The organism is Herbiconiux sp. L3-i23 (assembly GCF_023734115.1).
Lineage (GTDB): Bacteria > Actinomycetota > Actinomycetes > Actinomycetales > Microbacteriaceae > Naasia.
This window is the reverse complement of record NZ_AP025737.1, coordinates 2,954,092-2,977,321: the sequence shown is the minus strand read 5'-3', so window position 1 is coordinate 2,977,321 and position 23,230 is coordinate 2,954,092. Positions and strand designations below refer to the sequence as shown.

At 70.4% G+C, this 23,230-nt stretch carries 20 protein-coding genes; 13 read left to right on the top strand and 7 right to left on the bottom strand.

The window, feature by feature from the left end; all coding sequences use genetic code 11:
* Position 1: 1 nt before the first annotated feature.
* Genes NGH83_RS14180 through NGH83_RS14170 form a run of 3 tightly spaced genes read right to left on the bottom strand, consistent with a single transcriptional unit; the run spans position 2 to position 3,227 of the window.
* The gene (locus NGH83_RS14180) at positions 2 to 1,300 is read right to left on the bottom strand and encodes a glycosyltransferase family 2 protein (protein WP_251858541.1); all 1,299 of its coding nucleotides are present in this window, start codon (positions 1,298 to 1,300) and stop codon (positions 2 to 4) included.
* Entirely contained in the window at positions 1,300 to 2,298 is a 999-nt protein-coding gene (locus NGH83_RS14175) for a hypothetical protein (RefSeq protein ID WP_251856897.1), read from the bottom strand. Before NGH83_RS14175 ends, NGH83_RS14180 begins: the two co-directional genes overlap by 1 nt.
* On the bottom strand, positions 2,295 to 3,227 hold the full coding sequence (locus NGH83_RS14170) for a WcbI family polysaccharide biosynthesis putative acetyltransferase (RefSeq protein WP_251856896.1): 933 nt from the start codon (positions 3,225 to 3,227) through the stop codon (positions 2,295 to 2,297). The genes NGH83_RS14175 and NGH83_RS14170 overlap by 4 nt, the downstream gene beginning before the upstream one ends.
* Positions 3,228 to 3,438: 211 nt before the next feature.
* Between NGH83_RS14170 and NGH83_RS14165 the strand changes: the two genes are divergently transcribed.
* Genes NGH83_RS14165 through NGH83_RS14150 form a run of 4 tightly spaced genes read left to right on the top strand, consistent with a single transcriptional unit; the run spans position 3,439 to position 7,503 of the window.
* Positions 3,439 to 4,542 carry a hypothetical protein gene (locus NGH83_RS14165; RefSeq protein ID WP_251856895.1) on the top strand — a complete coding sequence of 368 codons (1,104 nt, stop codon included), beginning with the start codon at positions 3,439 to 3,441 and terminating at the stop codon, positions 4,540 to 4,542.
* A complete protein-coding gene (locus NGH83_RS14160; RefSeq protein WP_251856894.1) occupies positions 4,539 to 5,666 on the top strand; it encodes a glycosyltransferase in 1,128 nt (375 codons plus the stop codon). The genes NGH83_RS14165 and NGH83_RS14160 overlap by 4 nt, the downstream gene beginning before the upstream one ends.
* Positions 5,663 to 6,685: a glycosyltransferase gene (locus tag NGH83_RS14155; RefSeq protein ID WP_251856893.1), complete on the top strand. Its 1,023-nt coding sequence runs from the start codon at positions 5,663 to 5,665 to the stop codon at positions 6,683 to 6,685. Before NGH83_RS14160 ends, NGH83_RS14155 begins: the two co-directional genes overlap by 4 nt.
* A complete protein-coding gene (locus tag NGH83_RS14150; protein ID WP_251856892.1) occupies positions 6,682 to 7,503 on the top strand; it encodes a glycosyltransferase family 2 protein in 822 nt (273 codons plus the stop codon). The genes NGH83_RS14155 and NGH83_RS14150 overlap by 4 nt, the downstream gene beginning before the upstream one ends.
* Before the next feature lie 26 nt (positions 7,504 to 7,529).
* On the opposite strand, the gene NGH83_RS14145 is transcribed toward NGH83_RS14150, so the two are convergent.
* The 3 genes from NGH83_RS14145 to NGH83_RS14135 are packed head-to-tail and all read right to left on the bottom strand — an operon-like array spanning position 7,530 to position 10,197.
* Positions 7,530 to 8,216, bottom strand: a complete 687-nt coding sequence (locus NGH83_RS14145; RefSeq protein ID WP_251856891.1) for a class I SAM-dependent methyltransferase — start codon at positions 8,214 to 8,216, stop codon at positions 7,530 to 7,532.
* Positions 8,213 to 8,980, bottom strand: coding sequence for a FadR/GntR family transcriptional regulator (locus NGH83_RS14140; protein ID WP_251856890.1), 768 nt, complete (start codon positions 8,978 to 8,980; stop codon positions 8,213 to 8,215). The genes NGH83_RS14145 and NGH83_RS14140 overlap by 4 nt, the downstream gene beginning before the upstream one ends.
* Positions 8,981 to 9,000: 20 nt before the next feature.
* Entirely contained in the window at positions 9,001 to 10,197 is a 1,197-nt protein-coding gene (locus NGH83_RS14135; RefSeq protein ID WP_251856889.1) for a mandelate racemase/muconate lactonizing enzyme family protein, read from the bottom strand.
* Positions 10,198 to 10,440: 243 nt separating this feature from the next.
* Between NGH83_RS14135 and NGH83_RS14130 the strand changes: the two genes are divergently transcribed.
* The 5 genes from NGH83_RS14130 to NGH83_RS14110 all read left to right on the top strand — a co-directional run bounded on the left by NGH83_RS14130 (position 10,441) and on the right by NGH83_RS14110 (position 16,327).
* Positions 10,441 to 11,181: an SDR family NAD(P)-dependent oxidoreductase gene (locus NGH83_RS14130; RefSeq protein WP_251856888.1), complete on the top strand. Its 741-nt coding sequence runs from the start codon at positions 10,441 to 10,443 to the stop codon at positions 11,179 to 11,181.
* Between the two features lie 145 nt (positions 11,182 to 11,326).
* The gene (locus NGH83_RS14125; protein WP_251856887.1) at positions 11,327 to 12,640 is read left to right on the top strand and encodes an ABC transporter substrate-binding protein; all 1,314 of its coding nucleotides are present in this window, start codon (positions 11,327 to 11,329) and stop codon (positions 12,638 to 12,640) included.
* Positions 12,637 to 13,581 carry a carbohydrate ABC transporter permease gene (locus NGH83_RS14120; RefSeq protein ID WP_251856886.1) on the top strand — a complete coding sequence of 315 codons (945 nt, stop codon included), beginning with the start codon at positions 12,637 to 12,639 and terminating at the stop codon, positions 13,579 to 13,581. The genes NGH83_RS14125 and NGH83_RS14120 overlap by 4 nt, the downstream gene beginning before the upstream one ends.
* A complete protein-coding gene (locus NGH83_RS14115; RefSeq protein WP_251856885.1) occupies positions 13,581 to 14,420 on the top strand; it encodes a carbohydrate ABC transporter permease in 840 nt (279 codons plus the stop codon). Before NGH83_RS14120 ends, NGH83_RS14115 begins: the two co-directional genes overlap by 1 nt.
* On the top strand, positions 14,417 to 16,327 hold the full coding sequence (locus NGH83_RS14110) for an alpha-galactosidase (protein ID WP_251856884.1): 1,911 nt from the start codon (positions 14,417 to 14,419) through the stop codon (positions 16,325 to 16,327). The genes NGH83_RS14115 and NGH83_RS14110 overlap by 4 nt, the downstream gene beginning before the upstream one ends.
* 167 nt (positions 16,328 to 16,494) lie before the next feature.
* On the opposite strand, the gene NGH83_RS14105 is transcribed toward NGH83_RS14110, so the two are convergent.
* Positions 16,495 to 18,525: a glycogen debranching N-terminal domain-containing protein gene (locus NGH83_RS14105; RefSeq protein ID WP_371872690.1), complete on the bottom strand. Its 2,031-nt coding sequence runs from the start codon at positions 18,523 to 18,525 to the stop codon at positions 16,495 to 16,497.
* Between the two features lie 234 nt (positions 18,526 to 18,759).
* Between NGH83_RS14105 and NGH83_RS14100 the strand changes: the two genes are divergently transcribed.
* From NGH83_RS14100 to NGH83_RS14085, 4 genes are all read left to right on the top strand, one after another.
* Positions 18,760 to 19,824: a LacI family DNA-binding transcriptional regulator gene (locus tag NGH83_RS14100; RefSeq protein ID WP_251856882.1), complete on the top strand. Its 1,065-nt coding sequence runs from the start codon at positions 18,760 to 18,762 to the stop codon at positions 19,822 to 19,824.
* A 59-nt stretch (positions 19,825 to 19,883) separates the two neighbouring features.
* Positions 19,884 to 21,122, top strand: a complete 1,239-nt coding sequence (locus tag NGH83_RS14095) for an extracellular solute-binding protein (RefSeq protein ID WP_251856881.1) — start codon at positions 19,884 to 19,886, stop codon at positions 21,120 to 21,122.
* Between the two features lie 84 nt (positions 21,123 to 21,206).
* Positions 21,207 to 22,301, top strand: a complete 1,095-nt coding sequence (locus tag NGH83_RS14090; protein WP_251856880.1) for a carbohydrate ABC transporter permease — start codon at positions 21,207 to 21,209, stop codon at positions 22,299 to 22,301.
* Positions 22,298 to 23,218 carry a carbohydrate ABC transporter permease gene (locus tag NGH83_RS14085; protein ID WP_371872689.1) on the top strand — a complete coding sequence of 307 codons (921 nt, stop codon included), beginning with the start codon at positions 22,298 to 22,300 and terminating at the stop codon, positions 23,216 to 23,218. Before NGH83_RS14090 ends, NGH83_RS14085 begins: the two co-directional genes overlap by 4 nt.
* The last annotated feature ends 12 nt before the right edge of the window (positions 23,219 to 23,230 follow it).

Genomic DNA, 23,230 nt, shown 5'->3' with positions numbered 1-23,230 from the left:
GTCAGTCGCCGTCCCAGCCGCCGAGGTACGCGGCGAGCCCTGGATCCTCCGGGACCTCGCGGAGCCAGGGGGCACCGCGACGTTCCGTGCGGAACAGTCCGTCGCCCCACCTGTCGCTCCGGAGATCGCCGCGCCGCGATCGGACAACGGCCGCGACTCCCGCCTCGGTCGACAACTCCACCCTCCCGAGATCTCCGCAGCCGACCTCATCGGTCGCTGCGACGAGCTCCGTCGACCCGCGCCGCACTCGCATTGGGGTTGGCAGGTCGATCACCACGCGCGGTCGCGGGGTGAGCTTCGGGTCATCGGCGCCGAGCACGCGGTCGTCGTCGGCGAACACCCGCAGCACGTCGTCGGGAACGACGACCTGGGCCGAGGGGAGCGCAGCCAGCACCGAGTCGACGCAGACGTAGGCGGCAGCGTCGGACGGAGCCGAAAGCAGACGCACCAGCACGTCGGCCACGCCGCTGCGCACAGCCCACCCGCGGGAGCCCGTCACCGGGATCCGCCCTGCGAGCCGCAGTGTCTCGTCGTTCTTGCGGGCCCTGTCGCTCGCGACGTCGCGGCTCGACCACTCGGCGCCGTCGTGCCAGGCGACGGCCTCCGGCTCGTGAGCGAAGATCGCCGCCTCGAGCCAGGCGCGGTGCGCCCACTCCCAGTCCTCGCCGCCGTAGGCGCGGAACGACTCGTCGAACCCGCCGGTGCGCTCGAACAGCCAGCGGCTGCAGGCGATCACCGCGCCGATCATGAAGCGGTACGACCGATGATCGGCATCGAGCAGATTCCTCGAACGCCGGTACTCGTCGATCAGCCACCCCGGTTCGGGCAGCTCCGAGAGTGGCCCTATCTGCTCGATCGGAGCCTCGGTGGGATGGCCGTCGAGCGCGGCGTGACGTCGCCGCCCCACGGTCACCGCCTCGGGGAGGAGCGCCGGCAGGCGGGTGATCCGCTCGACGTAGGAGGGCTCGGGCACGGTGTCCGCGTCGAGGAAGCAGAGTACGTCGCCGGTCGACTCGCGGACCCCGAGATTGCGCGCGGCCGCGAGCCGGAACCCGTCGTCCTCCTGCCGCACGAGTCGTACCCCGTCGGGCACTTTCGGAGGTTCGGGCGATCCGTCGTCGACGACCACGATCTCGAGTCGGTCGGCCGGGTGGGTCTGGCGCACGAGCGCGGCGAGGGTGCGATCGAGCTCCCGCTGCTGCCGGTAATGCACGACGACCACCGAGACCGACGGGGCGCGCTCGGGAGCGACACCGTCGAGCAGGTCGAAGCGGTTCCCGGGCACCGAGCGGCCGGGCATCACGGGGTGTCACCTCTCCACCAGCCGAGATACGCCGCAGCGGTGTCCTCCGGCGCCGGGGCGAGGACGGCGTCTTCCGCCAGGACGGTCGAGGCCGGCTCCGCGATCGCGCGGGCGATCGCGTCGGCGAGTCCGACCGAGCCGACGAGGGTCATCGTGCCCGGGCGCAGCCGGTCCATCTCCCGGGCATACCGGGATGAGACGACGATCGGGCGGCGGCCCGTCGCGATCCAGGTGGCGAGCGACGCCGACGCCGAGAAGTGACGGTGAGCGACGACCGGCACCGAGACGGCGCGACAGCGCCGATGCAGCTCCGCGTCAGGGAGGAAGCCCGTGACCTCCACGCTGACGGAGCGTGACGACGCCGTCTCGATCAGGTCGGCGAGCTCTTCTTCGTGTCCCGGCGACACACCGCCGATCGACACCATGGAGCGCGGCGCAGGGCCGCGTTCCATGCCGGCCAGGGCCTCCACCACCTCGGCGTGCCCCTTGCCGGGGTAGAAGAAGCCGAGCACACCGACCGTGCCATCGAGTCCGTCGATGTCCACGGTTCCGGGCACCATGTCGACCGCGAGAGGGATGACGGCCGAGGAGCCGGCGACGATGCCCGCCTCGTCGAGCAGGGCGGCTTCGTGCTCGGAATTGACGACCACTCCGCGTGCGGCGGCGACGACGCGACGGTAGGCCTCGGTGCGGCGGGGGAGGTTGCGCGGCCCGTCGCTCGGCTGCGGAACATCGTGCAGGGTGACCGTGACCGCCGACCGGGCGGCGAAGGTCTCGAATCGCTCGGCGGCGGCCTCGGGTGAGGAGGCCCAAAGCCGGTCGGTGAAATGCACATGCACCCGAGAAGCGGGGGCTTCGTCGCGGGGGCCCAGGTCGACGATCGCCACCTCGGGGTCGATCCGAACCACGGCGTCCGCGATCGAGCGGGCGGCGATGGCGACCCCGTGGCGGGGGTCGCCCAGCAGGGCGAGAGCGGGGAGTCGAGACGCGCTCATGCGGCGAGGACCCGAAGGGTGTCGACGTGGCGATCGAGTCCCGCGCGGACGGCCTCCGGATTTCGGGCGTACCACTCGAGGTGAGCCTCCCGCACGTCGGCGAGGTCGATGCGAGTGCCTCCGACGAGCCAGTGCCGCGTCGGCTCGTCCCCGAGAGCGAAGGCGTCGACCACGGCGGGGTCACGGGGAGCATGCACCGAGTCGAGTAGTGGCCGGCCCGGGTCGACGTCGTTCTCGGGAAGTCCCGCCACGTCGCGAACACGCGCTGCGGCGGCCGTCCAGACGGAGTTGCCCGGATGGTTGAGGGTGCGCATCTGCTCGAAGCGGGGGCGAGCGAACAGGTCCGACAGCACGATCGTGCCGTGCGCCTGCTCGCGGCGGGCCAGGTGTTCGAGGGACGCCTCCGCGATCCCGAGCACGCGGCGCCGGTCGAGGGGCGGAAGCGCGGCTTCGCCCGCCGCTTCGAGGAGCAGTCGGACGTCGTGATACTCGACTACCGGCGGCGTGAGACCCGGGTCGGACGGAGGCCGCACGATCACGTGCCACGGGTACAGCCCGGCGAAGCGCACGACGGGCACGCGCAGCAGGCGGCCCCCTGTGGGGAGACGGGCGGCGAGCTGGCGGGTGCCGAGCGGCAGCGAGTGGTAGTCGTCGCGGATCGGCTGCGAGATGAGCAGGTCGGTGCGAGCGAGCCAGCGGTCGAGATGGGGGAGGTCGTGCTCCGTCAACTCGTGCACCGCAGGAACGCGCACGGTGACGAGGTCACCGGCATCGAGCATGATGCGCAGCGATTCGGCCTGACAGTTGCCGATGACGAGTGCGACAGGGCGGTCGTCATCTGCGTCGGTCGCGACGTCGTCGAGACCGTAGAACGTGCCGAAGTGGCGGGTGCGGGGGTCCGACGGGTCGGGTGAGGGGACGGGCGGCACGGGTCAACTGTGCAGGGTCGACCGGCTCCTCGCGAATCGGGGCAAGTGGCGGCGCTGCGTTCACGGCGATTTCGAAGCGAGAAGGGCGATATTCTCACCAACGGGCGCTCCCATCGCCCGCATCTCGCCGACCGACGTCGCCGTCAGGCTCCGCATCGGCCCCCGCCCGGCACCTGTCCTGTCTTTCCCCACGCCGTGGAGGCCCTTGCCCGTGAACGCCCTGCACCCCGCCATCCGTGTGGCATCGGTCCCGTCGGGCCACTTGTACGTCGTCAACTCGACGGTGTCCCGTGCGGACGCCGAGCTGGTGCTGCTGCCGGACCCGACCCCGCCCGGCGCTCCCGCGGGTCAGTGGTGGCCGCCCGTCATGCTGGACCCGGCGTGGATCGATGCCAACGCGAACGACTTCGACGTGCTGCACCTGCACTTCGGCGCCGAGTCCTTCTCCGCGGAGCGGCTCGCCGAGGTCGTCAGTGCCGTGAAGGCCAACGGCAAAGGGCTCGTCTATACGGTGCACGATCTGACGAACCCGCAGCTCGTCGACCAGGAACCGCATCGCGCTCACCTCGATCTCCTCATCCCGGCCGCCGACGAGCTGCTCACGCTCACCCCGGGTGCCGCGGATGCCGTCGAGAGGGGCTGGGGGCGGCGGCCCGCCGTCGTCTCGCATCCCCATCTGTGGCCGCTCGAGCTCGAAGCGCCGGTCGCAGGGCCGCGCGAGCAGCTCGTGCTGGGTGCTCACCTGCGCGACCTGCGCCCGAACATCGACGGGGTGGCGACCACCCTCGCGCTGGTCGACGCGGTCGCCGCCCTGCAACGGGCGGGCGTCCCGGCCGAAGCGCGTGTGCATCTGCGAGAAGCCGTTCGCGACGAGGAGGCCGCCCGGCGCATCGCCCTGATCGTCGATGCCGCGGGATCCGACGTGACCCTGGTGCGGTCCCCGCGATTCAGCGACGAGGAGCTCGCGCTGTCGCTTGCGGAACTGGACGTCTCGGTGCTGCCCTACCGTTTCGGCACCCACTCCGGGTGGGTCGAACTGTGCTTCGACCTCGGCGTTCCGGTCGCCGCTCCTCGGGTGGGATTCATCGCGGAGCAGCATCCCGAGGATCTCGCCTCCTTCGACCTCGACGACGGCGATTCGTTGGCCGCTGCCGCTCTCGAACTGCGCTCGCGGCAGGGCAGCCGCCCGGGCGGTGAGCGGCGCGCGACTCTGGTGCGCGAGCGTCGTGCGGCCCGGGTCGTCGAACGCGAACGCGTGGCCCGCCAGCACGCCGACGCCTACGCCCGTGCGCTGTCGGCGGGGGTGCGCGCGTGACGCGCGATTCCGCCCCGCTCACGATCGCGGTGCTCGCGCCGCTGCGGCACCCGATCCGCGAACCGCACGCGGGTGGTCTCGAGGCGGCGGTGTGGGATCGGGTGCGGTCGCTGCGCGCTCGCGGGCACCGCGTCGTGCTCTGCGCGGTCGAAGGGTCGGACTTCCTCGACGGCGGACCCGACGAGTTCGTGCTCCCCGCCGCCGTGTGGCCGATTGCCGAGCTCGCGACCGACACCACCTATCCGCCCGGCCACCTCGAGCGTGCCCTCGCCGCGCTGGAGGGAGCGCTCGACTTCATCGCCGACAACGCCGCCTCGTTCGACGTGATCGACAACCACTGCCTGCACGCACCGCCGCTCGCCCGCGCGGGTCGGCTCGGAGTGCCGATGCTGACGACGCTGCACACGCCGCCACTCGACGACATGCTCGGCGCGCACGCGAGCGGCGGCGGGAGCCTCTTCTCGGCGGTCAGCGCGCACACGGCATCCGAGTGGGCCGCCGCCGGTGTCTCGGCGCCGGTGCTGCCGAACTCGGTGGATCCCGCGCGCTGGACTCTCGGGTCCGGCGGCATCGACCTCGTCTGGTTCGGGCGGATCGTGCCCGAGAAGGGCACGCATCTCGCGATCGCTGCAGCGAGGGCGGCAGGACGCCGTCTCAACATCGCGGGACGGGTAGGCGACGCAGACTACTTCGAGCAGCTGATCGCGCCGCAGCTCGACGCGGACATCCGCTACGTCGGGGCGCTGCGGCAACCCGCTCTCGCCGAGCTCGTCGGCGGCAGCGCTGCGGCGCTCGTCACACCCGTCTGGGAGGAGCCGTTCGGCATGGTCATCGCCGAAGCGCTGGCCACGGGCACGCCCGTCGCCGCGTTCGACATCGGCGGCGTCGCCGAGGTGACGGGCGACTCGGGCGCGTGCCGGCTGGTCCCGGTCCGCGACGTGGATGCGCTCGCCGAGGCCGTGACGGCGCTTGCGGACACCGCGGGGATCCGGGCGTCGACGCGACGCCGGACGAGGCGGGATGCGCTGGCCCGATTCTCCATCGAGCGCCGCTCCGACGAACTCGAGAGCCTGCTGCGGTCGGTCGCCTCGTCGCCGGCGGTGCGCGCGGCGGTGGGAGCATGAGCGTCGTCGGCTGGTACGTGCACCATCACGGACACGGCCACCTCACCCGGTTCCTCGCCATCCGCCCCCACCTCGACCACGAGGTGGTCGTCTTCAGCTCGCTGGCGGCTCCGGCCGCCCTTCCCGCAGCGACCACCTGGGTGCAGCTCGCCCGCGACGACGACCCGACGCGGGACGCCGACGGGACGATGCGTTCCCCGCAGGACGCCGAGCCGACCGTGCGCGGCATGCTGCACTGGGCGCCGCTGGGACACCCCGGGCACACCGGCCGCCTGGCGGCCATCGCGTCGCACCTCGCCGCCCGGACGTTCGCGGCGTTCGTCGTCGACGTCTCGGTCGAGGTGGCCCTCTTCGTCCGTCTGCTCGGCGTGCCTCCGATCGTGATGACGCAGCCGGGCGAGCGCACCGACGCGGCTCACCGTCTCGCCTACGACGTCGCCGAACGCATCATCGCCCCCTGGCCGGCGGGCGCCCACCGGTCCGCTGCGCTCGACCGCGTGGCCGAGCGGGTCATCGAGGTGGGCGGCATCTCCCGATTCGATTCGCGCCGCAGAGCGCACGAGCCCGAGCCCGGCTCGGTGCTGGTGCTCGGCGCGCCGGAAGACCGGTCGGGCGCGTCAGAGCTGCTGTCCCGCGCCGCGGCGGCGACACCGGGCTCGCTCTGGCACGGTGTCGGAGTCTCGAACGGTTCCTGGGTCGACGACCCGTGGGAGGTGCTGCACAGCGCCGAGGTCGTCGTGTCGGCGGCGGGGCAGAACAGCGTGGCCGACCTGGCGGCGGCGGACGCGCGAGCGGTCGTCATCCCGCAGCGACGACCGTTCGACGAGCAGTACGCCACCGGTCGCCATCTCGCCGCGAAGGGACTCGCGGTCGTGCACGACACCTGGCCGTCCGACGCGCTGTGGGGCGGTCTCCTCGACCGGGCCCGCGCGCTCACCCCGCGATGGTCGCAATGGCAGGTGCGCGGTGCGGCGGCCCGAGCGGCCGCGGTGATCACGGCTGTGGCGGCGCGGCGGTGATCGCGACCGTCACGCTCTTCTCGGCGACTCGCATCGCCCACGTGCTGCGGCAGCAGTCGCAGCTCCGCGACCGTCCCGAGGTCGGTCTGCGGATCCTCGTGTGGCTCGATGCCGACGCGCCACCGCACATCGACGGGCTCGACGGTGCGACCATCCTGCATCTGCCGCCCGGGGCGGACGGTCTGCGGCTCGCCGCCGGGCGCAACGCCGGCGCCGACGCCGCGCTCGACACCGGGGCCGATCTGCTGGTCTTCCTCGACGCCGACTGCATCCCCGGACCAGACATGATCGGGCTGTACTCCGCCGCCGCGGCGATCCATTCCCCCGCACTCCTCTGCGGGCCCGTCACGTACCTCCCGGAGGGGTCGGTTCCGAGCGACGAGACGGATCTCCGCGCGGCCACCGCCCCGCATCCGGCGAGGCCCGCTCCGCCGTCCGGCACGACCGTCGTCGCGGGTTCGGACGAGTACCCGCTGTTCTGGTCACTGTCGTTCGCAGTGACGGCGACCACCTGGCGCGACCTCGGCGGCTTCGACGACCGGTTCGAGGGCTACGGCGGCGAGGACACCGATTACGCATTCACCGCGCACGAACGCGGCGTCCCGTTGGTGTGGGTGGGCGGGGCCCACGCTTACCACCAGCATCATCCGACGTCATCGCCCCCGTGGCAGCACCTCGACGACATCCTCCGCAACGGCCGGCTCTTCGCCGATCGGTGGGAGGTCTGGCCGATGGAGGGCTGGATCTCGCGCTTCGCCGCTGCGGGGGCGATCGAGCGGCACGGCGATGGCTGGGTCCGGGTCCGCGAAGCCGTCTGACCGAGGCCTTCGCGACAGCGGCGGCGTCAATGCCAGACCCGACGTCGGCGGCGCAGGCGGAGCACCACCCCGCCGGAGACCGATCGCGTCTGATCGTGCTCGAACCAGGGGAAGAGATCGTCGATCACCTGCGCCGGGTCGACGTCGCCGCCATCGATCGCGGTGACGAGCACTCCACCAGGCGCGAGGATCCGATGCAGTTCCACCGGTGACGGGACCCCGCCCACGGCGAGCGCCACGTCGGCGGCACCGTCGCGGATCGGCCAGGGCCGGATCGGATCGAGAAGAAGGCCGTCGCAGCCGGCGTTCGCGATCGTGCGTGCCACGCCCGCGGGCGACGGTCCGGCGTGGAGGGCGCGCCATCCCGGACGACCGCCCAGCACCCGCGACAGCGCGTGGCCGAGATCGGAACCGACGTCGAGGACTCGTCGGCCCGTCGCCGTCGGGGTCGCCGCGTCGAGGGCCTCGAGCACCGGCGCGCGGTCGGCGCTCCACCGTCGGTCGATGGCGTCGAGGGCGTCGGCGGGTTCGCTGCGCATCAGGCCCGATGATCCGCTCGCCAACGCGAAGTAGCCGCGTCGGCTCACCTCGAAGGAGTGGCCGGTGGGGCAGCCCAGGGTCGACGGGGCGATCGCGGCGAGGTCGCGGCCGCAGATCGGGCAGACGAACCAGTCGGCCGCCGACTGCGCCGGCCCAGACAGCTCCGCCGTCACTCGGCGGTCACCCCGCGGGCCGGGTCTGCGAGGGCCGCGATCAGCGCGCTCTTACCGTCGAGGACCACCGCCAGCATCGCCGCCGATGCGCCCTCGGCGTCCCCTCTGTTGATGGCCTCGAACACCGCGAGGTGACGGGCCGCGTCATCGGCGAAGTCGAGCGACTCGCTCGCGGCCGCCTGCTGCATGTCGAAGGCGAGCTTCATGAAGTCGGCGACGAGCATCCCGAAACGGGCGAGGAGCGCGTTGTGCGATGCGGAGTAGACGGCGAGATGGAAGGCGACGTCCCACTCGGCGTACGCCACATGGTCGGTGGCGCTCGCCGCCATCGCCTGCGCGATCCGTTCGAGTGCGCCGAGGTCGCTCATCGAGGCGCGGCCGGCGGCGAGGCGTGCCGCGTTCGGTTCGACGATCTGTCTCAGCTCCACCAGATCCTGCATCAGCTCGGTGCCGCGCCCCTCGCTGTGGGTCCACGAGAGCAGGTCGGAGTCGAAGGTGTTCCACAGCTCCTGCGACCGGACCCGGGTGCCGATCTTCGGGCGGATGTCGACGAGGCCCTTCGCCGCCAGCACCTTCATCGCCTCGCGCACCGAGGTGCGGCTGACGGCGTACTCCGCGGTCAACTCCGCCTCGCGCGGCAGCAGATCGCCTGGGCGGTAGACGCCGCCGACGATGGCCCGGCCGATCGCCTCGATGACGTGGCCCTGGCGGCCCCGCATCGAGTACCCGGACTGGATGTCCGGCGGAACGGCAGGACTGCTCACGGTGCCTCCGACGGTACTTTTCAGGCCAGCAGAACAGGCCCTGGCTGCGGGCTAGAGTACAGCGTCTCGCCGTCGACGGTGAGCTCGACCGTGCGGAGGTACGGCTCGATCGCCGCCAGATCGACCTCCATGCCGAGACCGGGGGAGTCGGGCGCGGCGATCTCGCCGTTCGCGTCGGGCAGCAGATGGTTGCGGGTGATGTCGACGGCCAACTGCTTCGGATCGGCGGGGTACTCGCAGATGCGGTGCTCCGCGAGGCCCGCGTACGGCTGGAGCGAGGCCGACAGCGCGAGATGCGACGTGAAGGTGTGGTTGACGTAGGTGACGCCGGAGGCCACCGCGACATCCGCCACTCGTTTGGCCGGGCCGATGCCGCCGATGCGCCCGGTGTCGATCTGAAGGAAGCCCACCCCGCCGAAGCGGATGAGGTTGCGCGCCATGGCCTCCTCGTGGGCGCCCTCCCCACCGGCGATGCGCACCGTCGCGGCCCGAGCGGCGAGGTCGGCGTAGGCGTCGTACTCGGAGGCGCCGAACGGCTCCTCGAGCCAGGTCACGCCGTTGCGCTCCAACGCGTCGAGACGTTCGGCGGCGGCGTCGACGTCGCGGTTCCAGATCTGGCCGGCGTCGACGAGCAGGTGACGGTCGGGCCCCAGGGCCGCGCGGGCGGCGTCGAGATGCTCCGCGTCGATCCCTGCACCGGCCGTGCCGAAGGGACCCCACCCGAACTTCACCGCGCGGAATCCGCGGGCGACGACCGCCGTTCCCCGCTCGAACGTCTCAGCCGGGGTCGCGCCGAACAGCATCGAGGCGTAGGGGAGCTTCGGCTCGCTCCTCTCGTAGCCGAGAAGCGACCAGACCGGCACCTCGCGGGCCCTGCCGAGAAGGTCCCACAGCGCGATCTCGATTCCCGAGAACGTGTGCGGCGCCTGCAGCAGATCCATGCTGTTGCGCTCGACGAGGGAGGCGATGCGAGCGATGTCCGTGGGACCGTCGAGACGCTCGCCGAGCACCGAAGCGGACACGGGCTGGCACACCCCGTGCGATCGCGGAGTGACGAACGCGGCGACCGAGACCAGTGGTGACGCCTCGCACTCGCCCCATCCGACATGGCCGTCGTCGGTGGTGACGCGGACCAGGAGCGCGTCCTGACTTCCGTCGGCCTCGAGTGTGACGTCGGGCATGCTCGCGTAGAAGAAGTCGACGGAGTCGATGCGCACGGGCGGTCCTCTCTTACGGCGACGGAAGTCGTTAGATCATACGTTAAGGACGATCTCCCCAGTTGCGCCGGCCTAGCGTCGTGAGCACGCGGCCGTTACGTCATATCAAAGACACAGCGCGAAACGGGTTGACCTGTCCACGAAAGGTATTATCTTTGCCGTCGAGGCGCTAGAGTGACTCGCGGGTCACGGCCGGCGCCGGCGCCCACCCCCTGAGACCACTGACGTTCCGACAGGATGCAGATGCCCGGACCCGCCCGCACCGTGCTCGTCACGGGTGCTGCCAGCGGCATCGGCGCAGCCATCGCCCGCAGGCTGGCAGCCGTCGGCTACTCCGTCGTGGCCGCCGACCGACCGGGAGCGGCGGTCTCGGCGCTCGCCACCGAGGTGGACGGCATCGCGCTGAAGTTCGACGTGACCGACGAGGCCGCCGCATCCGAGGCGATCCGCGCTCTCCCCTCACTCGATGCGGTCGTCAACTGCGCCGGCATCGCACCCGAAGGGCCGATCGACGAGCTGCCGCTCCTCCGGCGCGCGCTCGAGGTCAATCTGGTCGGCACGGCCGTCGTCACCGCCGCGGCGCTTCCCCTGCTGCGGCGCTCCCCGGCGCCCCGGGTGCTCAACATCGGCTCCGTGCAGGGCGCCGTCTCGGCGGCCGGCGCTGCGGCCTACTCCGCCAGCAAGGGCGGCGTCCACAGCCTCACCCGTGCGCTGGCCGTCGACCTGGCGTCGGACAGGATCCTGGTCAACGCGCTGGCGCCGGGCTTCGTCGACACCCCGATGGCCGTGATGGCCGATGGGCGCACCGAGTACGAGACCGAGTGGTTCCAGTCGGTCTACGTCGAGCACGCCCGCATCCCGCTGCGGCGGCCCGCGTCGCCGCACGAGGTGGCGATGGCGGCCGAGTTCTTCGTCTCCGCGGACAACACCTATGTCACGGGGGCGATCATCCCGGTCGACGGCGGATTGACGGCGACCTTCTGATGGCCGCGCCCGCTCTTGGATCGTTCAAACGTCGGATGCTCCGACGGCCGTCGACGTCGACGCGCCGCCCCGGAACCGCCGCACCAAGCGGCTGCCGCACCGGCAGCCGAACCGCAATCGCAACGCAGCACAGGAAGGACCAGCAATGAAAGCAACCCGTATCGGGGCCATCGTGGTGGCCGCCGGACTCGTGGCGGGCCTCGCGGCCTGCTCCGACGGAGGCAGTGGCGGCGGCACGACTCTGACCATCTGGGACGGAGGCCAGCTGACCCGCAAGACCGACGACGGCTCGGTCGCGGACAACTCGTTCCTCCACAAGGTCGCCGAGCGGTTCGAGGCCGACCACGAGGGTGTCACCGTCGACATCGTGAGCACCTCGGGCGACATCGCCGCCGACGCCGCCCAGTTCCAGGCCGCGTCGATCGCGGGCAACGGCCCCGACATCCGCATCGGCTACACCGGCGGCAACACCGTCGACTACGCCGACTTCCTGCTCGACCTCGACGGCACCTTCAGCGACGAGACCATGAGCGACCTCACCGGGTGGAACACCGTCCGCGAGGGCTACTCCGAAGACGGCGCCCTTCTCGCGCTGCCCTACGGCGGCGGCTCGTACTTCTACGTCTTCTACAACAAGGCTCTCGCCGACGAGGCCGGTCTCGACCTGTCGACCCCGCCCGAGACCTGGGAAGAGCTCGTGGCCCTCGGCGAGGACGCCCTCGGCAAGACCGACGCCGTGCCGTTCTGGACCCCGAACCAGGAGGGCTACGTCGGAGCGTGGGCCGTCGCGGCCCTCGTCGGCGGCGAACTCGGCCCGACCGCGTTCACCGACATGTACAACGGCGACACCGACCTCACCGACCCGGCCATGGTGAAGGCCTACGAGGCGTACTCGCAGCTGTACTCCCGCGGCCTCACCAACCCCGACGCGGGCAGCATCGGCAACGCCGACCTGCTCCCCGGCTTCATCCAGGGCAACGGCATCTTCATGATCTCGGGCGCCTGGGAGAACGGCGCGCTCGCGGAGGCCCTCGGCGAGGACGCGGGCGTCTTCCCCATCCCGATGATGGAGGGCGCGGCCTACCCGAACACGGTCGCGGGCGGCCCCAACGTCAGCGTCGCGATCACGAACTACTCGCAGAACGAGGACCTCGCCAAGGAGTTCCTCAACGAGCTGGCCGAGCCGTCGACGATCGACGAGTACGTCGAGCTGTTCCAGACGGAGCCGTCGAACAGCGCGCAGGCCGACCAGTCGGTGATCACGAACTACTACCTCAAGAGCGAGGCGGCGTACGTGGCCGAGGCGGGCGAAGAGGTCGTCTACCCGTTCGACAACGTGATGCCGCAGTCGGTCATCGACCTGTTCTACCGGCTGAACAACACCGTGTACACGGGGCAGACCAACCCCGAGGACGCGGTGCAGCAGCTGCAGGACGCCTATGACAGCGAGCGCGGATGACGACTCCGGTCGTCGCCGCCGCCCCGGTCGTCGCCGCTGACGCGTCGACGACCGGGGGGCGGCCCCCTCGCTCCGCACCGTGGCGGCGCCGCGAGAAGCTCATCGGGCTCGCGGCCGTCGCCCCGGCGATCGTGCTCGTCCTCGGGTTCATGGTGTACCCGGTCGCGTACGCCGTCTGGATCTCGTTCAACAAGACCAACGGCGTGCGCTTCGACTTCGTCGGCCTCGACAACTACACCAAGCTGCTCGCCGACCCGCTGCTGCACAAGGTCTTCCTGACAAACCTGATCTTCCTCATCTCGGTGCCGCTCGTCATCCTCGCGGCCCTCGTCTGCTCGGTGCTGCTCTACGAGCGCATCCGCGGTTGGCGTCTGTTCCGGGTGCTCTTCTTCGTTCCGAACGTGCTCTCGACCGCCGTCATCGGCCTCATGTTCAAGTCGCTGTTCTCGTACCGCGGCCCCATCAACGCGGTGCTGCAGCAGTTCGGCATCCCGCCGGTCGACTTCTTCTCCGGTGCGGGATCCGCGATCTTCGTCATCATCATCGCGCTCGTCTGGTCGGGCTTCGGCTATCAGACGATCATCCTGTTGAGCGGCCTCAGCTCCATCAACCCCGAGATCTTCGAGGCCGCCACGGTCGACGGTGCCGGCTGGTGGAAGCGCCTCTGGTACATCACGCTGCCCAACATCCGCGGTGTCCTCGCGCTCGTCTCGATCCTCAACGTGCTCTACACGTTCACGGCGCTCTTCGGCTTCATCTTCGTGATGACCGCCGGTGGACCCGGCTACGACACCACGACGCTCGACTACCTGATCTACACGCTCGCCTTCTCGTCGACTCGACTGGGCGAGGGCTCGGCGCTGGCCGTCATGGTGTTCCTGCTGATCGGCACCCTCACCGCTGTGCAGCTCCGCTTCTTCAGAGCATCGGAGGATGACTGATGTCGAATGTGAGCGCGACTCTGCCGCGCAAGGCACGCGTGCCGATCTTCGTGGTGCTCGTCCTCGTCGGGATCTCGATCGCGTACCCGATCCTCTACCTCGCCTTCACGGCGTTCCGGACGAGGGCCGACTACCTGGCCAACCCGTTCGGTCTGCCGAGCGAGCTGACGCTGCAGAACTTCGTCGCCGTCTGGAACAACTACGGCATCGGCCGCGCACTGCTGAACACCGTGATCGTGGTGGCGTTCGGACTCGCGATCCAGCTGCTCATCGCGGGGCTCGCCGGCTTCGGCCTGGCGAAGTACCCGGTGCCGGGGGCGAAGTACATCTCGGGCACCCTGGTCTCGGTGATGCTCATCCCGGCGCAGGTGCTGATCATCCCGATCTACCTGCTGCTCTCGCGCATCGGACTGGTGGGGTCGCTGCCCGGCCTGATACTCGTCTACGTCGCCACGGGGCTGCCGTTCGCGGTGTTCTTCATGACGGTCACCTACCGCTCGCTCGACACCGCGGTGCTCGAAGCGGCCCGGGTCGACGGGGCGGGCTTCTGGCGCACCTTCTTCAGCGTCGCGAGCCCGATGGCGGTACCTGGGATCGCGACCCTGCTGGTGCTGCAGTTCATCTCGATGTGGAACGAGCTGCTGTTCGCCTACATCCTGTTGCCGAACGACCAGCTGCGGCTCATCACCCCCGCGCTCGCGCAGATCGGCGGCCGGTTCACCAACGATCAGCCGTTCGTCGCCGTCGGACTGATCCTCACCGCGCTGCCGCCACTGCTGCTGCTGTCGTTCGCTGCGAAGTACGTGATGAGCGGACTCGGAGCGAGCTTCGGTCGATGACTCTTCCGACGATCGACGACGGGGAGCTGCGCTTCGGTGCGCTCCCCGTCGTCACCGTGGCCCCCGCACCTCCCATCGCCGCGGGTGTGAACGTCGACCGGCGAGCGGTCGCGCTCGGCACCGGCGGCGGCGTGTGGGAGTTCTGCCTCACCCTCACGAACACCTCATCGGGACCGGTCGAGGTGGGGTCCGGTGACGCGTTCTCGGGAGTGCTCGCCGACGCGCGGTGGTCGAGCCTGCACTTCCGTTCGAGGTGGGGAGCCGAGTTCGAGCCCGTGGACGGACCGCTCCCCTCGCCCCTCTCGCTGGTCGGCACCGCGGGTCGCTCGTCGCACGGCCTGCACCCCTTCCTCGCGCTCGACCGCGACGGAGCGGCCCTGATCGTGACTGTCGCCTGGAGCGGCAACTGGCACATCGACGTGGACGGGTCGCGACGCATCGGCGCGGGCCTCTCGGCGGAGCACTTCTCGGTGACGCTCGCGCCGGGTGAGAGCGTCGAGCTCCCGAGCGTCGTGGTCGCGGTGGGTGCCGACATCGACGACGCGGGGCGCCGGCTCGCCGCAGCGGTCGGCGAGGCGCTTCTGCCGCGCACGGAATGGTCCGACTCCCTGCCCACCGAGTGGAACCACTGGTGGCCCTATGAGGACACCGACATCGACGAGGCGATCGTCGTCGCCGAGGCGGAGGCCGCCGCGTCGGTGGGGCTCGAGGTGGCGACCCTCGACGCCGGCTGGTTCGGCCGACCCGAGGCGTCGAGCGACTGGCAGGCGGAGCGCGGCGATTGGGCCGAGGTCAACACCGCACGCTTCCCGTCGGGGTTGCCCGCCCTCGCCGACCGTGTACGGGAGAAGGGACCGGAGTTCGGCATCTGGCTCGAAGCGGAGGCCGTCGGGGCGTCCTCCCGTCTGCGCCGCGAGCGACCGGAGCTGCTCGCCCTGCGATCGAGTCCCGTCCCGTCGTTCCCGAACATCACCGTGTCGCTCGACCCGGATGATCCGACCTTCCTCGGCTACCTCTGCCTCGGTTCGCCGGCGGCGCGCGAATTCGTGTCGGACGCCCTCGACTCCGCGGTCGGATCGACGGGTGCGCGCTGGCTGAAGCTCGACTTCAACATCGATCCCGGAGCCGGCTGCGACCGCACCGACCACGGACACGGCGCCGGTGACGGGCTCTTCCGTCACTATCAGGGCCTGTACGACACTCTCGATCGGTTCCGCGAGCGCCACCCCGAGGTCGTGCTCGAGGCCTGCTCGTCGGGCGGGCTGCGCCTCGACCTCGGGCTCGCCCGGCACGTGCACTGCAGCTTCCTCTCCGACCCGGACTGGAGCGAACACCACCTGCAGGTGCTGTGGGGAGCGAGCCTCATGCTTCCTCCCGCCGCGATGCTGCACTGGAGCTGGTCCGAGTGGCGGGGCGACAACCCCGACCAGGCGGTCGACTTCGGCCCCCTGTCGTCCGAGCGGTTCGACACCATGCTGCGGGCGGCGATGCTGCACCGATTCGGGATCTCGATGAAGCTGACGCAGCTGCCCCCGCATCTGCTGGCCCGGGTCGCCGAGCACGTGAGCCTCTACCGCGAACGTCTCGCTCCGCTGATCCGGACCGGCGTGCTGCGGCGGCTGTCCGCGGCGCCGCAGCGCGGCGGATCGGGCGAGAGGGTGCCGGTCTTCCAGCTCGACGCGGGCGACCGTCACCTCGTCGCCGCGTTCGCGCTCGACTCGAACGACGAAGCGCCCACCCTGTGCTGGACCGGACTCGGCGACGACGACTCCTTCATCGTCGAGGATCTGACGGGAGCGATCGCGCCGACGACGGTGACCGGTGCTGAGCTGGCCGGTGGTATCACGGTCGACCGCGGCGCCTCGTCGTGGCTGCTCCTCGCCTCCCGCGTCACCCCGCCCGCCTGAACCCCGGCGCACCCCGACACTCGGCCGCTGACACTCGGGTGTGCACGGATCAGGAGATTGTCCGCGGATCAGGAGTTCGCGTACGGATCAGGACCGGATGGCCCCGACACGCCGACAGTCCGGGGCGTTCATCCTGATCCGTGCACAGGCCTGGACCGCGAGGTCGGTCAGTTGCTGCGAGCGGAAACCCGTCCGTCAGCGGTGACCTCGACCGTGTACTCCGCCTCACCGACGCGCGCGCCCGAGAAGCGCACGCCGCGGGCGATGGTCGAGCCCGATGCATCGACGGCGAGCGACTCGCGGTCCTCGGGGGCGAGCCCGAGCGAGGCGGTCAGGACCGCGATGGCGGCGGCGGCCGACCACGCCTGCGGGCGGCAGGCGGCGGGATAGGGGATTGGCCGGGACGTGTCGGCGGCCGAGTCGCCCGAGTGCAGCTCCGGCATGCGATAGCCGAAGCCCTCCGCCGCGGCGAGCAGCCCTTCGCTGAGGGTCGCCGCCTCGATGGCGAACCCCTCGCGCTGAAGGCCCAGCACCGCGATGGCGGTGTCATGCGCCCACACCGACCCGCCGTGGTAGCTGAGCGGCCAGTATCCGGCCGCGTCGGTCGACATGGTGCGCAGTCCGTAGCCCGAGCTGAGCTTCGACGACACCAGGTGCGAGGCCACGAGGTTGGCCTGCTCGCGGCCGAGGATGCCCGTGCCGAGGAGGTGGCCGATGTTGCTCGTCAACGAGTCGACGGGCTTCTTGGCCGCGTCGAGCGCGATCGCGGGATAGGCGCCGTCGGGCCCGTCGACCCAGAACTGCTCCGAGAACTTGCGCTTGAGCTCCGCCGCCCACGACCGCCACTCGGCAGCGCCGGGGCGGTCGAAGTGGTCGAGCAGGGCGGCGCCGCCCATCGCGGCCTCGTACGCGTAGGCCTGGACCTCGCAGAGAGCGATGGGACCGTCGGCGAGGCGGCCGTCGTTCCACTGGACCGAGTCGCCGGAGTCCTTCCACCCCTGGTTCGCGAGGCCGCGGCCGCTCTCGTCGATGTACTCGAGGAAGCCGTCTCCGTCGGAGTCGCCGTAGTCGCGAAGCCACGCGAGCGCCGCTTCGAGGTGCGAGAGCAGCGGCTCGATCTCCTCGTCGGCGAGACCCCACCGCCACGCGTCGTGCAGCAGGTTCACCCAGAGCGCCGTCGCATCGACCGTGCCGTAGTAGAGCGGCGGCAGTACGACGCCTTCCGCGGGGATCTCGAGCGCGGCGGCGCGCAGCTCGTGCATGATCTTGCCCGGCTGTTCGGCCGTCTCGGGGTCGCGCTTCGTCCCCTGCATGGTCGCGAGCACACGGAGCGTGTCCGCGGCGAGACCGGTGCCGAGCGGCAGCAGCATGCGCGCCGCCCAGATCGAGTCGCGGCCGAAGAGGGTGAAGAACCACGGCGCCCCGGCGGCGAGGAAGACGGCGTCGTCGACCGACGCGACGCTCATCCTCAGGGCGGCGAGGTCGTCGAGGGCCCGCTCCACCCACCGGCGCAGTCGGACGTCCTCGGCCTCGAGCGTCACCTCGCTCCACGGCGACGGCGACACCGGCGGCCCGACGACGGCGTCGGCGACGAGGGCGGAGACCTCGAGGGTGACGCTCGTGCTCCCCTTCGCCGGGATCTCGACGGGCCACGACAGGACGAGAAGCCCCGCATCCGAGGAGAGCGACGCTCCGGCCGCGGTGAGACGCGCCTCGATGCCGTCTCCTGTCCAGGTCGCGGACCCGTCGCCGTCGACGACCGCCTCGATGGCGGCGCCGTGCTCGGCGAGGCCCGCCTTGACCGCGTCCATCTCGGCGAAGTCCACGCCGAGTCGAACCGTGAGCGTCGCGGTGACGGCGGAGGACAGGGTCGACTCGAGCAGGTAGGTGTCGCGCAACGACGACGGCGCGACGAGCCGGGAGTGGCGAAGGCGCACCCGAGGGTCGGCCGAGCTGTCGTCGACTCCGCGCAGCAACGAGACGAATTCGGCGCGATCGGCGCCGGACGTCGCGGTCGAGATCGTCTCGGGATCCGCCCCGTCGACGCTCACGTCGAGCACCGAGATGATCCGACGATCGCCGACGTAGAAGCCGTGGATGCCGCGCCCGCTGAACGCGCCGGAGTCCGTCGACCACGCCTGCGCAGGAGCGGAGAGGGCGACCGTGGCCTGGTCGAGCAGCGGTTGAAGACCGGTCACGGCGGGCTCCTCGTCGATACGTCCGTCAAAGGGGTGTGAAACCGGTGCGCCCGATCCGCGCACCACTCTACCCAGCCCCATTTGAACGATCCAAACCCAAATGTGTGATGAAAGGGCAATCTGCGAATCGCCCGCGAATCGCACATCGAGCCGAGTTGACACGAGTCGATCGGGAGTTATCGTAGACCCGCGTTTGAACGATCAAATGCGGTGCGAGCGAGGCGAGGAGGCCGGATGTCCCACATGCCGACGGTCGACGACGTCGCCCGCGTCGCACTCGTCTCCCGCCAGACCGTGTCGAACGTCATCAACTCGCCCGAGGTGGTGCGGCCCGAGACCCGCGCCCGCGTCGAGGACGCGATCGCGCAGCTCGGATACCGGCCGAACGCGTCGGCGAGGCGGCTGCGCAGCCAGAAGTCCTCGACGATCGGCATCCGCCTTTCTCCCATGAGCGACGGCATCTCGGGCTCGGTGCTCGACCAGTTCCTGCACGCGCTCACCGAAGGCGCGCACACCCGCGGCATCCGCGTCCTCCTTTTCACGGCCGACGACGACGCGGCCGAGCTCGAGCAGATCAAGCGGCTCCGCGACGACCGCGACTGCGACGCGTTCGTCCTGACCTCGACATGGCACGGCGACGCGCGAACCCGCACCCTGCTCGACGAGAAGATCCCCTTCGTCACCTTCGGGCGGCCCTGGGGCGACGACGACATGAACGACCCCCAGCATCACTGGGTCGACGTCGATGGTCGCGCGGGGGTTCGCGCGGCCGCCGAGCATCTGACCGCAGGCGGACGCCGCCGCATCTCCTATCTGGGCTGGCCGAGTCCGTCCTCGACCGGCGACGACCGCCGATCCGGCTGGGGCGACGCGATGCGCGAGGCCGGCATCTCCGACGTCGAGCTCGACGACCTCGTCATCCTCGCCGCCGAGGACGTCAGCGCCGCGCGTGCGGCCGTCGCCTCCTACCTCGACGCCCACGACGACGTCGACGGCATCGTCTGCGCGAGCGACTCGCTGGCGCTCGGGGCCATCATGGCCGCCTCGGCGGCCGGCCGCGACGAGATCCCCGTGACCGGCTTCGACAACACCCCCGTCGCCCGCGCGGTGGGGCTCACCAGCGTCGAGCAGCGGCTCGGCCTCGTCGCGGAAGGCGTGCTCGACCTCCTGCTCGGCGCGACCGGCAGCGACATCGCCCTCGGCGCACCCATCCCCGGCGAGGCGCATCGCCTCGTCACCCCCGAACTCGTCGTCCGTCGGTCCCTCGGGCTCGTCGGAGACGACGCACCCGCCGGATGACACCGGCGCGCACCACCCGCCGACTCCGGTCGGCACAGCACACCAGAGAGGAAACCGCAATGAAGCAGCACAATCGCCGTGCCCTGCGCTTCGGAGGCCTGGCGCTCGTCGCCGGCGTCGCCGTCGCGCTCACCGGGTGCGCAGGAGGATCGGGCGACGAATCGTCGAGCGACGGCCTCACGATGCTCATCGGTTCGTCGGGCGACGCCGAGACCCAGGCCGTTCAGGCCGCGGCCGACGCGTGGGCGGCGGACAACGACACGAGCGTCGAGGTGATCGCGGCCAGCGACCTCACGCAGCAGCTCAGCCAGGGCTTCGCGGGCGACGACGCCCCTGACGTGTTCTACATGAGCTGGGACCAGTTCTCGACGTACGCCAGCAACGGCTACCTCGACGCCTACGGCGACGACCTTTCGAACGCCGACGCGTTCTACCCGACGCTGAAGGACACCTTCACCTACGACGGCACCTTCACCTGTGCGCCGAAGGACTTCTCGACCCTCGGCCTCATTATCAACACCGACAAGTGGGCCGAAGCGGGCCTCACCGATGCGGATGTCCCGACCGACTGGGCGACTCTGCAGAGCACCGCGCAGCGACTGACCACCGGTGACACGGTCGGCCTGTCGTTCGGTCTCGAGTACGCGCGCCTCGGTGTGTTCATGAACCAGGCGGGCGGCACGCTCGTCGACGAGGACGGCACCACCGTCACCGCCGACAGTGCCGAGAACGTCGAAGGCCTCGAGTACGTGCAGGCTCTGCACGACAGCGGCGCGCTCCGCTTCCCGACCGAGCTCGACGCGGGCTGGGCCGGAGAGGCGCTCGGCGCCGGCAAGGCCGCCATGGTGATCGAGGGTCCGTGGATCAAGGGCATCGCGGGCGACTTCCCCGACACCAACTACGCGGCCTACGAGCTGCCGGCGGGGCCCTCGGGCAAGTCGACCTTCACCTTCACGAACTGCTGGGGAATCCCGGCGAACTCGGACACCGCCGACCAGGCCACCTCGCTCGTCGAGTACCTGACCGGCGATGACCAGCAGCTCGAGTTCGCGGACGCGTTCGGCGTCATCCCGTCGACCGAGTCGGCGGCGGCGACCTACGCCGAGAACTACCCGGAGAACGCCTCGTTCGTGACCGGTAACGACTACGCGGTGAGCCCGGTGAACTTCGCCGGCTCCGCGACCGTCATCGCCGACTTCAACTCGCAGCTCGAAGGACTCGTGGGCGGCGACGCCCAGTCGATCCTCGCGTCGCTGCAGGAGTCGCTGCAGGCCGCGCTCGACGAAGCGAACGGCTGATCACTTCCGGGCCGGGGCTGACACGTCGCCCCGGCCCGGAACCCCACCCCATCCGTCCTGGACACGAGAAGGAGCGAAGCGAGAGTGAGCAAAGGCATCCGCGGCAAAGAGGGCCTCTACGGCTGGCTCTTCGTCTCGCCGGCCATCATCATCGTGGGCTTGTTCCTCGCGATCCCGATCCTGCTCGCCCTCTACGTGAGCGTCTCGAACTGGAACGGGCTCGGCTCGCCGCTCGGGAACTCCTCGTTCGTCGGCGGCGAGAACTATTCGAAGGTGCTGCTCGACGAGGGCCTCGGACGCACCGACTTCGGCGTCTCGCTGCGCAACAACTTCTACTACGTGATCCTCGTGGTGCCGCTGCAGACCGCGCTCGCGCTCTTCCTCGCGGTGCAGGTCAACCGGCGCATCCTCCGCGGCCGCGGATTCTTCCGCACCGCCTTCTACTTCCCGTCGGTGACGAGCTCGATCGCGATCACGACGATCTTCCTCTTCCTCTTCACCGGCTCCGGCGCGGTCAACGCGGTGCTGTCCTGGATCGGGGTCTCCGGGCCCAACTGGTTCGCCGACCCGAGCGGAGTGCTGCACAACCTGCTGAAGTCCTTCGGCGTGACGTCGGCGCCCGCGTTCCTCGACTCCGGCAACCTGCTGGGCCTCACCTGGTGGGACTGGCTGAGCGGCCCGTCGGTCGCGATGTGCGTGCTCATCATCCTCGCGATCTTCACCACCTCCGGCACCTTCATGCTGCTGTTCCTCGCCGCGCTGCAGAACGTGGGCGCCGAGATCGATGAGGCCGCGATGGTCGATGGCGCCGGATCCTTCCGCCGCTTCTTCTCGGTGACGCTGCCCATGCTGAAGCCCACCCTGTTCACCGTGCTGACGTTGGGGCTCATCGGCACGTGGCAGGTGTTCGACCAGATCTACCTGACCGGCGCCGGCGCTCCCGGCAAGACACTGCTGACGCCCGCGTTCCTCGCCTACGACCGCTCGTTCAGCGATCTCCGGTGGGGGCAGGGCGCCGCGATCTCGTTCATCCTGTTCGGCATCATCGTGACCCTCACCCTCTTCCAGCGCTGGGTGCTGCGCGACCGGGATCTCGGACGGTCCGGTGCCCGGCGGGCCGCGCGCGCGGATGAGAGGTTCCGAAAGCTGGCGGCCGCGGGTAAGGGGAGTGCACGATGAGCGGCGCGGCGATCGGCGGGAGCAACCTCACCACGGCGGCGATCGGCGAGAACGCGGTGACCCCGTCGCCCCGACGGAAGGGCATCTCCGCGAAGCTGCGGGCGACCGCCCTGCTCAGCTATCTGATGCTGATCGCGCTCGCGCTGATCTACATCTACCCGTTCCTCATCTCCATCGCGAGCAGCGTCAAGACCGACGCGGACGCGACGCAGAACCCGCTGTCCCTCCTGCCGGAGGTGTGGTCGTTCGCCGCGTACGAGCGGCTCTTCACCGAGGTCCCGCTGCTGCAGTGGACGGGCAACTCGGCGCTGATCACCGTCATCGTCACCCTCGGCCGTGTCTTCTTCGACTCCCTCGCCGGTTACGCGCTGTCGCGCCTGCACTTCCGCGGCCGCGGCGTCATCTTCGCCGCGTTCATCGCAATCATGGCGGTGCCGAACGTCGTGCTGCTGATCCCACGGTTCCTGATCCTCAAAGAGCTCGGCATGTACAACTCGTACGCGGGCATGATCGTGCCGCTCGTCATCGACGTGGCCGGGATCTTCATCATGAAGCAGTTCTTCGAGTCGATCCCCGAGAGCGTCGAGGAGGCGGCCCGCATCGACGGCGCCGGCATCTTCCGGACGTTCTGGACAATCGTGCTGCCGATGGCGCGCCCCGCGATCATCACGCTCTTCATCCTGAGCTTCCAAGGATCGTGGAACGAGTTCGCGCACTTCGTGATCTCGCGCCAGGACTCCGACCTCAACACCCTGACGACGGGTGTCGCCTCCCTGGTCTCGGGTCAGCTGGGCAGCGGCAACCAGTACCCCCTGCAACTCGCGGCGGCGGTCCTGATGTCGATCCCGGTCGCGGTGCTGTTCTTCATCTTCCAGCGCCGCATCATGAACACCACCGGCGGCGCCGAGAAGGGCTAGCCCACATAGCCC

Bases quoted from the DNA above. Each gene is read 5' to 3' on its own strand.
- NGH83_RS14180 (WP_251858541.1), bottom strand. From the start codon at position 1,300: ATGCCCGGCCGCTCGGTGCCCGGGAACCGCTTCGACCTGCTCGACGGT.
- NGH83_RS14175 (WP_251856897.1), bottom strand. From the start codon at position 2,298: ATGAGCGCGTCTCGACTCCCCGCTCTCGCCCTGCTGGGCGACCCCCGC.
- NGH83_RS14155 (WP_251856893.1), top strand. From the start codon at position 5,663: ATGAGCGTCGTCGGCTGGTACGTGCACCATCACGGACACGGCCACCTC.
- NGH83_RS14130 (WP_251856888.1), top strand. From the start codon at position 10,441: ATGCCCGGACCCGCCCGCACCGTGCTCGTCACGGGTGCTGCCAGCGGC.
- NGH83_RS14125 (WP_251856887.1), top strand. From the start codon at position 11,327: ATGAAAGCAACCCGTATCGGGGCCATCGTGGTGGCCGCCGGACTCGTG.
- NGH83_RS14120 (WP_251856886.1), top strand. From the start codon at position 12,637: ATGACGACTCCGGTCGTCGCCGCCGCCCCGGTCGTCGCCGCTGACGCG.
- NGH83_RS14115 (WP_251856885.1), top strand. From the start codon at position 13,581: ATGTCGAATGTGAGCGCGACTCTGCCGCGCAAGGCACGCGTGCCGATC.
- NGH83_RS14110 (WP_251856884.1), top strand. From the start codon at position 14,417: ATGACTCTTCCGACGATCGACGACGGGGAGCTGCGCTTCGGTGCGCTC.
- NGH83_RS14100 (WP_251856882.1), top strand. From the start codon at position 18,760: ATGTCCCACATGCCGACGGTCGACGACGTCGCCCGCGTCGCACTCGTC.
- NGH83_RS14095 (WP_251856881.1), top strand. From the start codon at position 19,884: ATGAAGCAGCACAATCGCCGTGCCCTGCGCTTCGGAGGCCTGGCGCTC.
- NGH83_RS14085 (WP_371872689.1), top strand. From the start codon at position 22,298: ATGAGCGGCGCGGCGATCGGCGGGAGCAACCTCACCACGGCGGCGATC.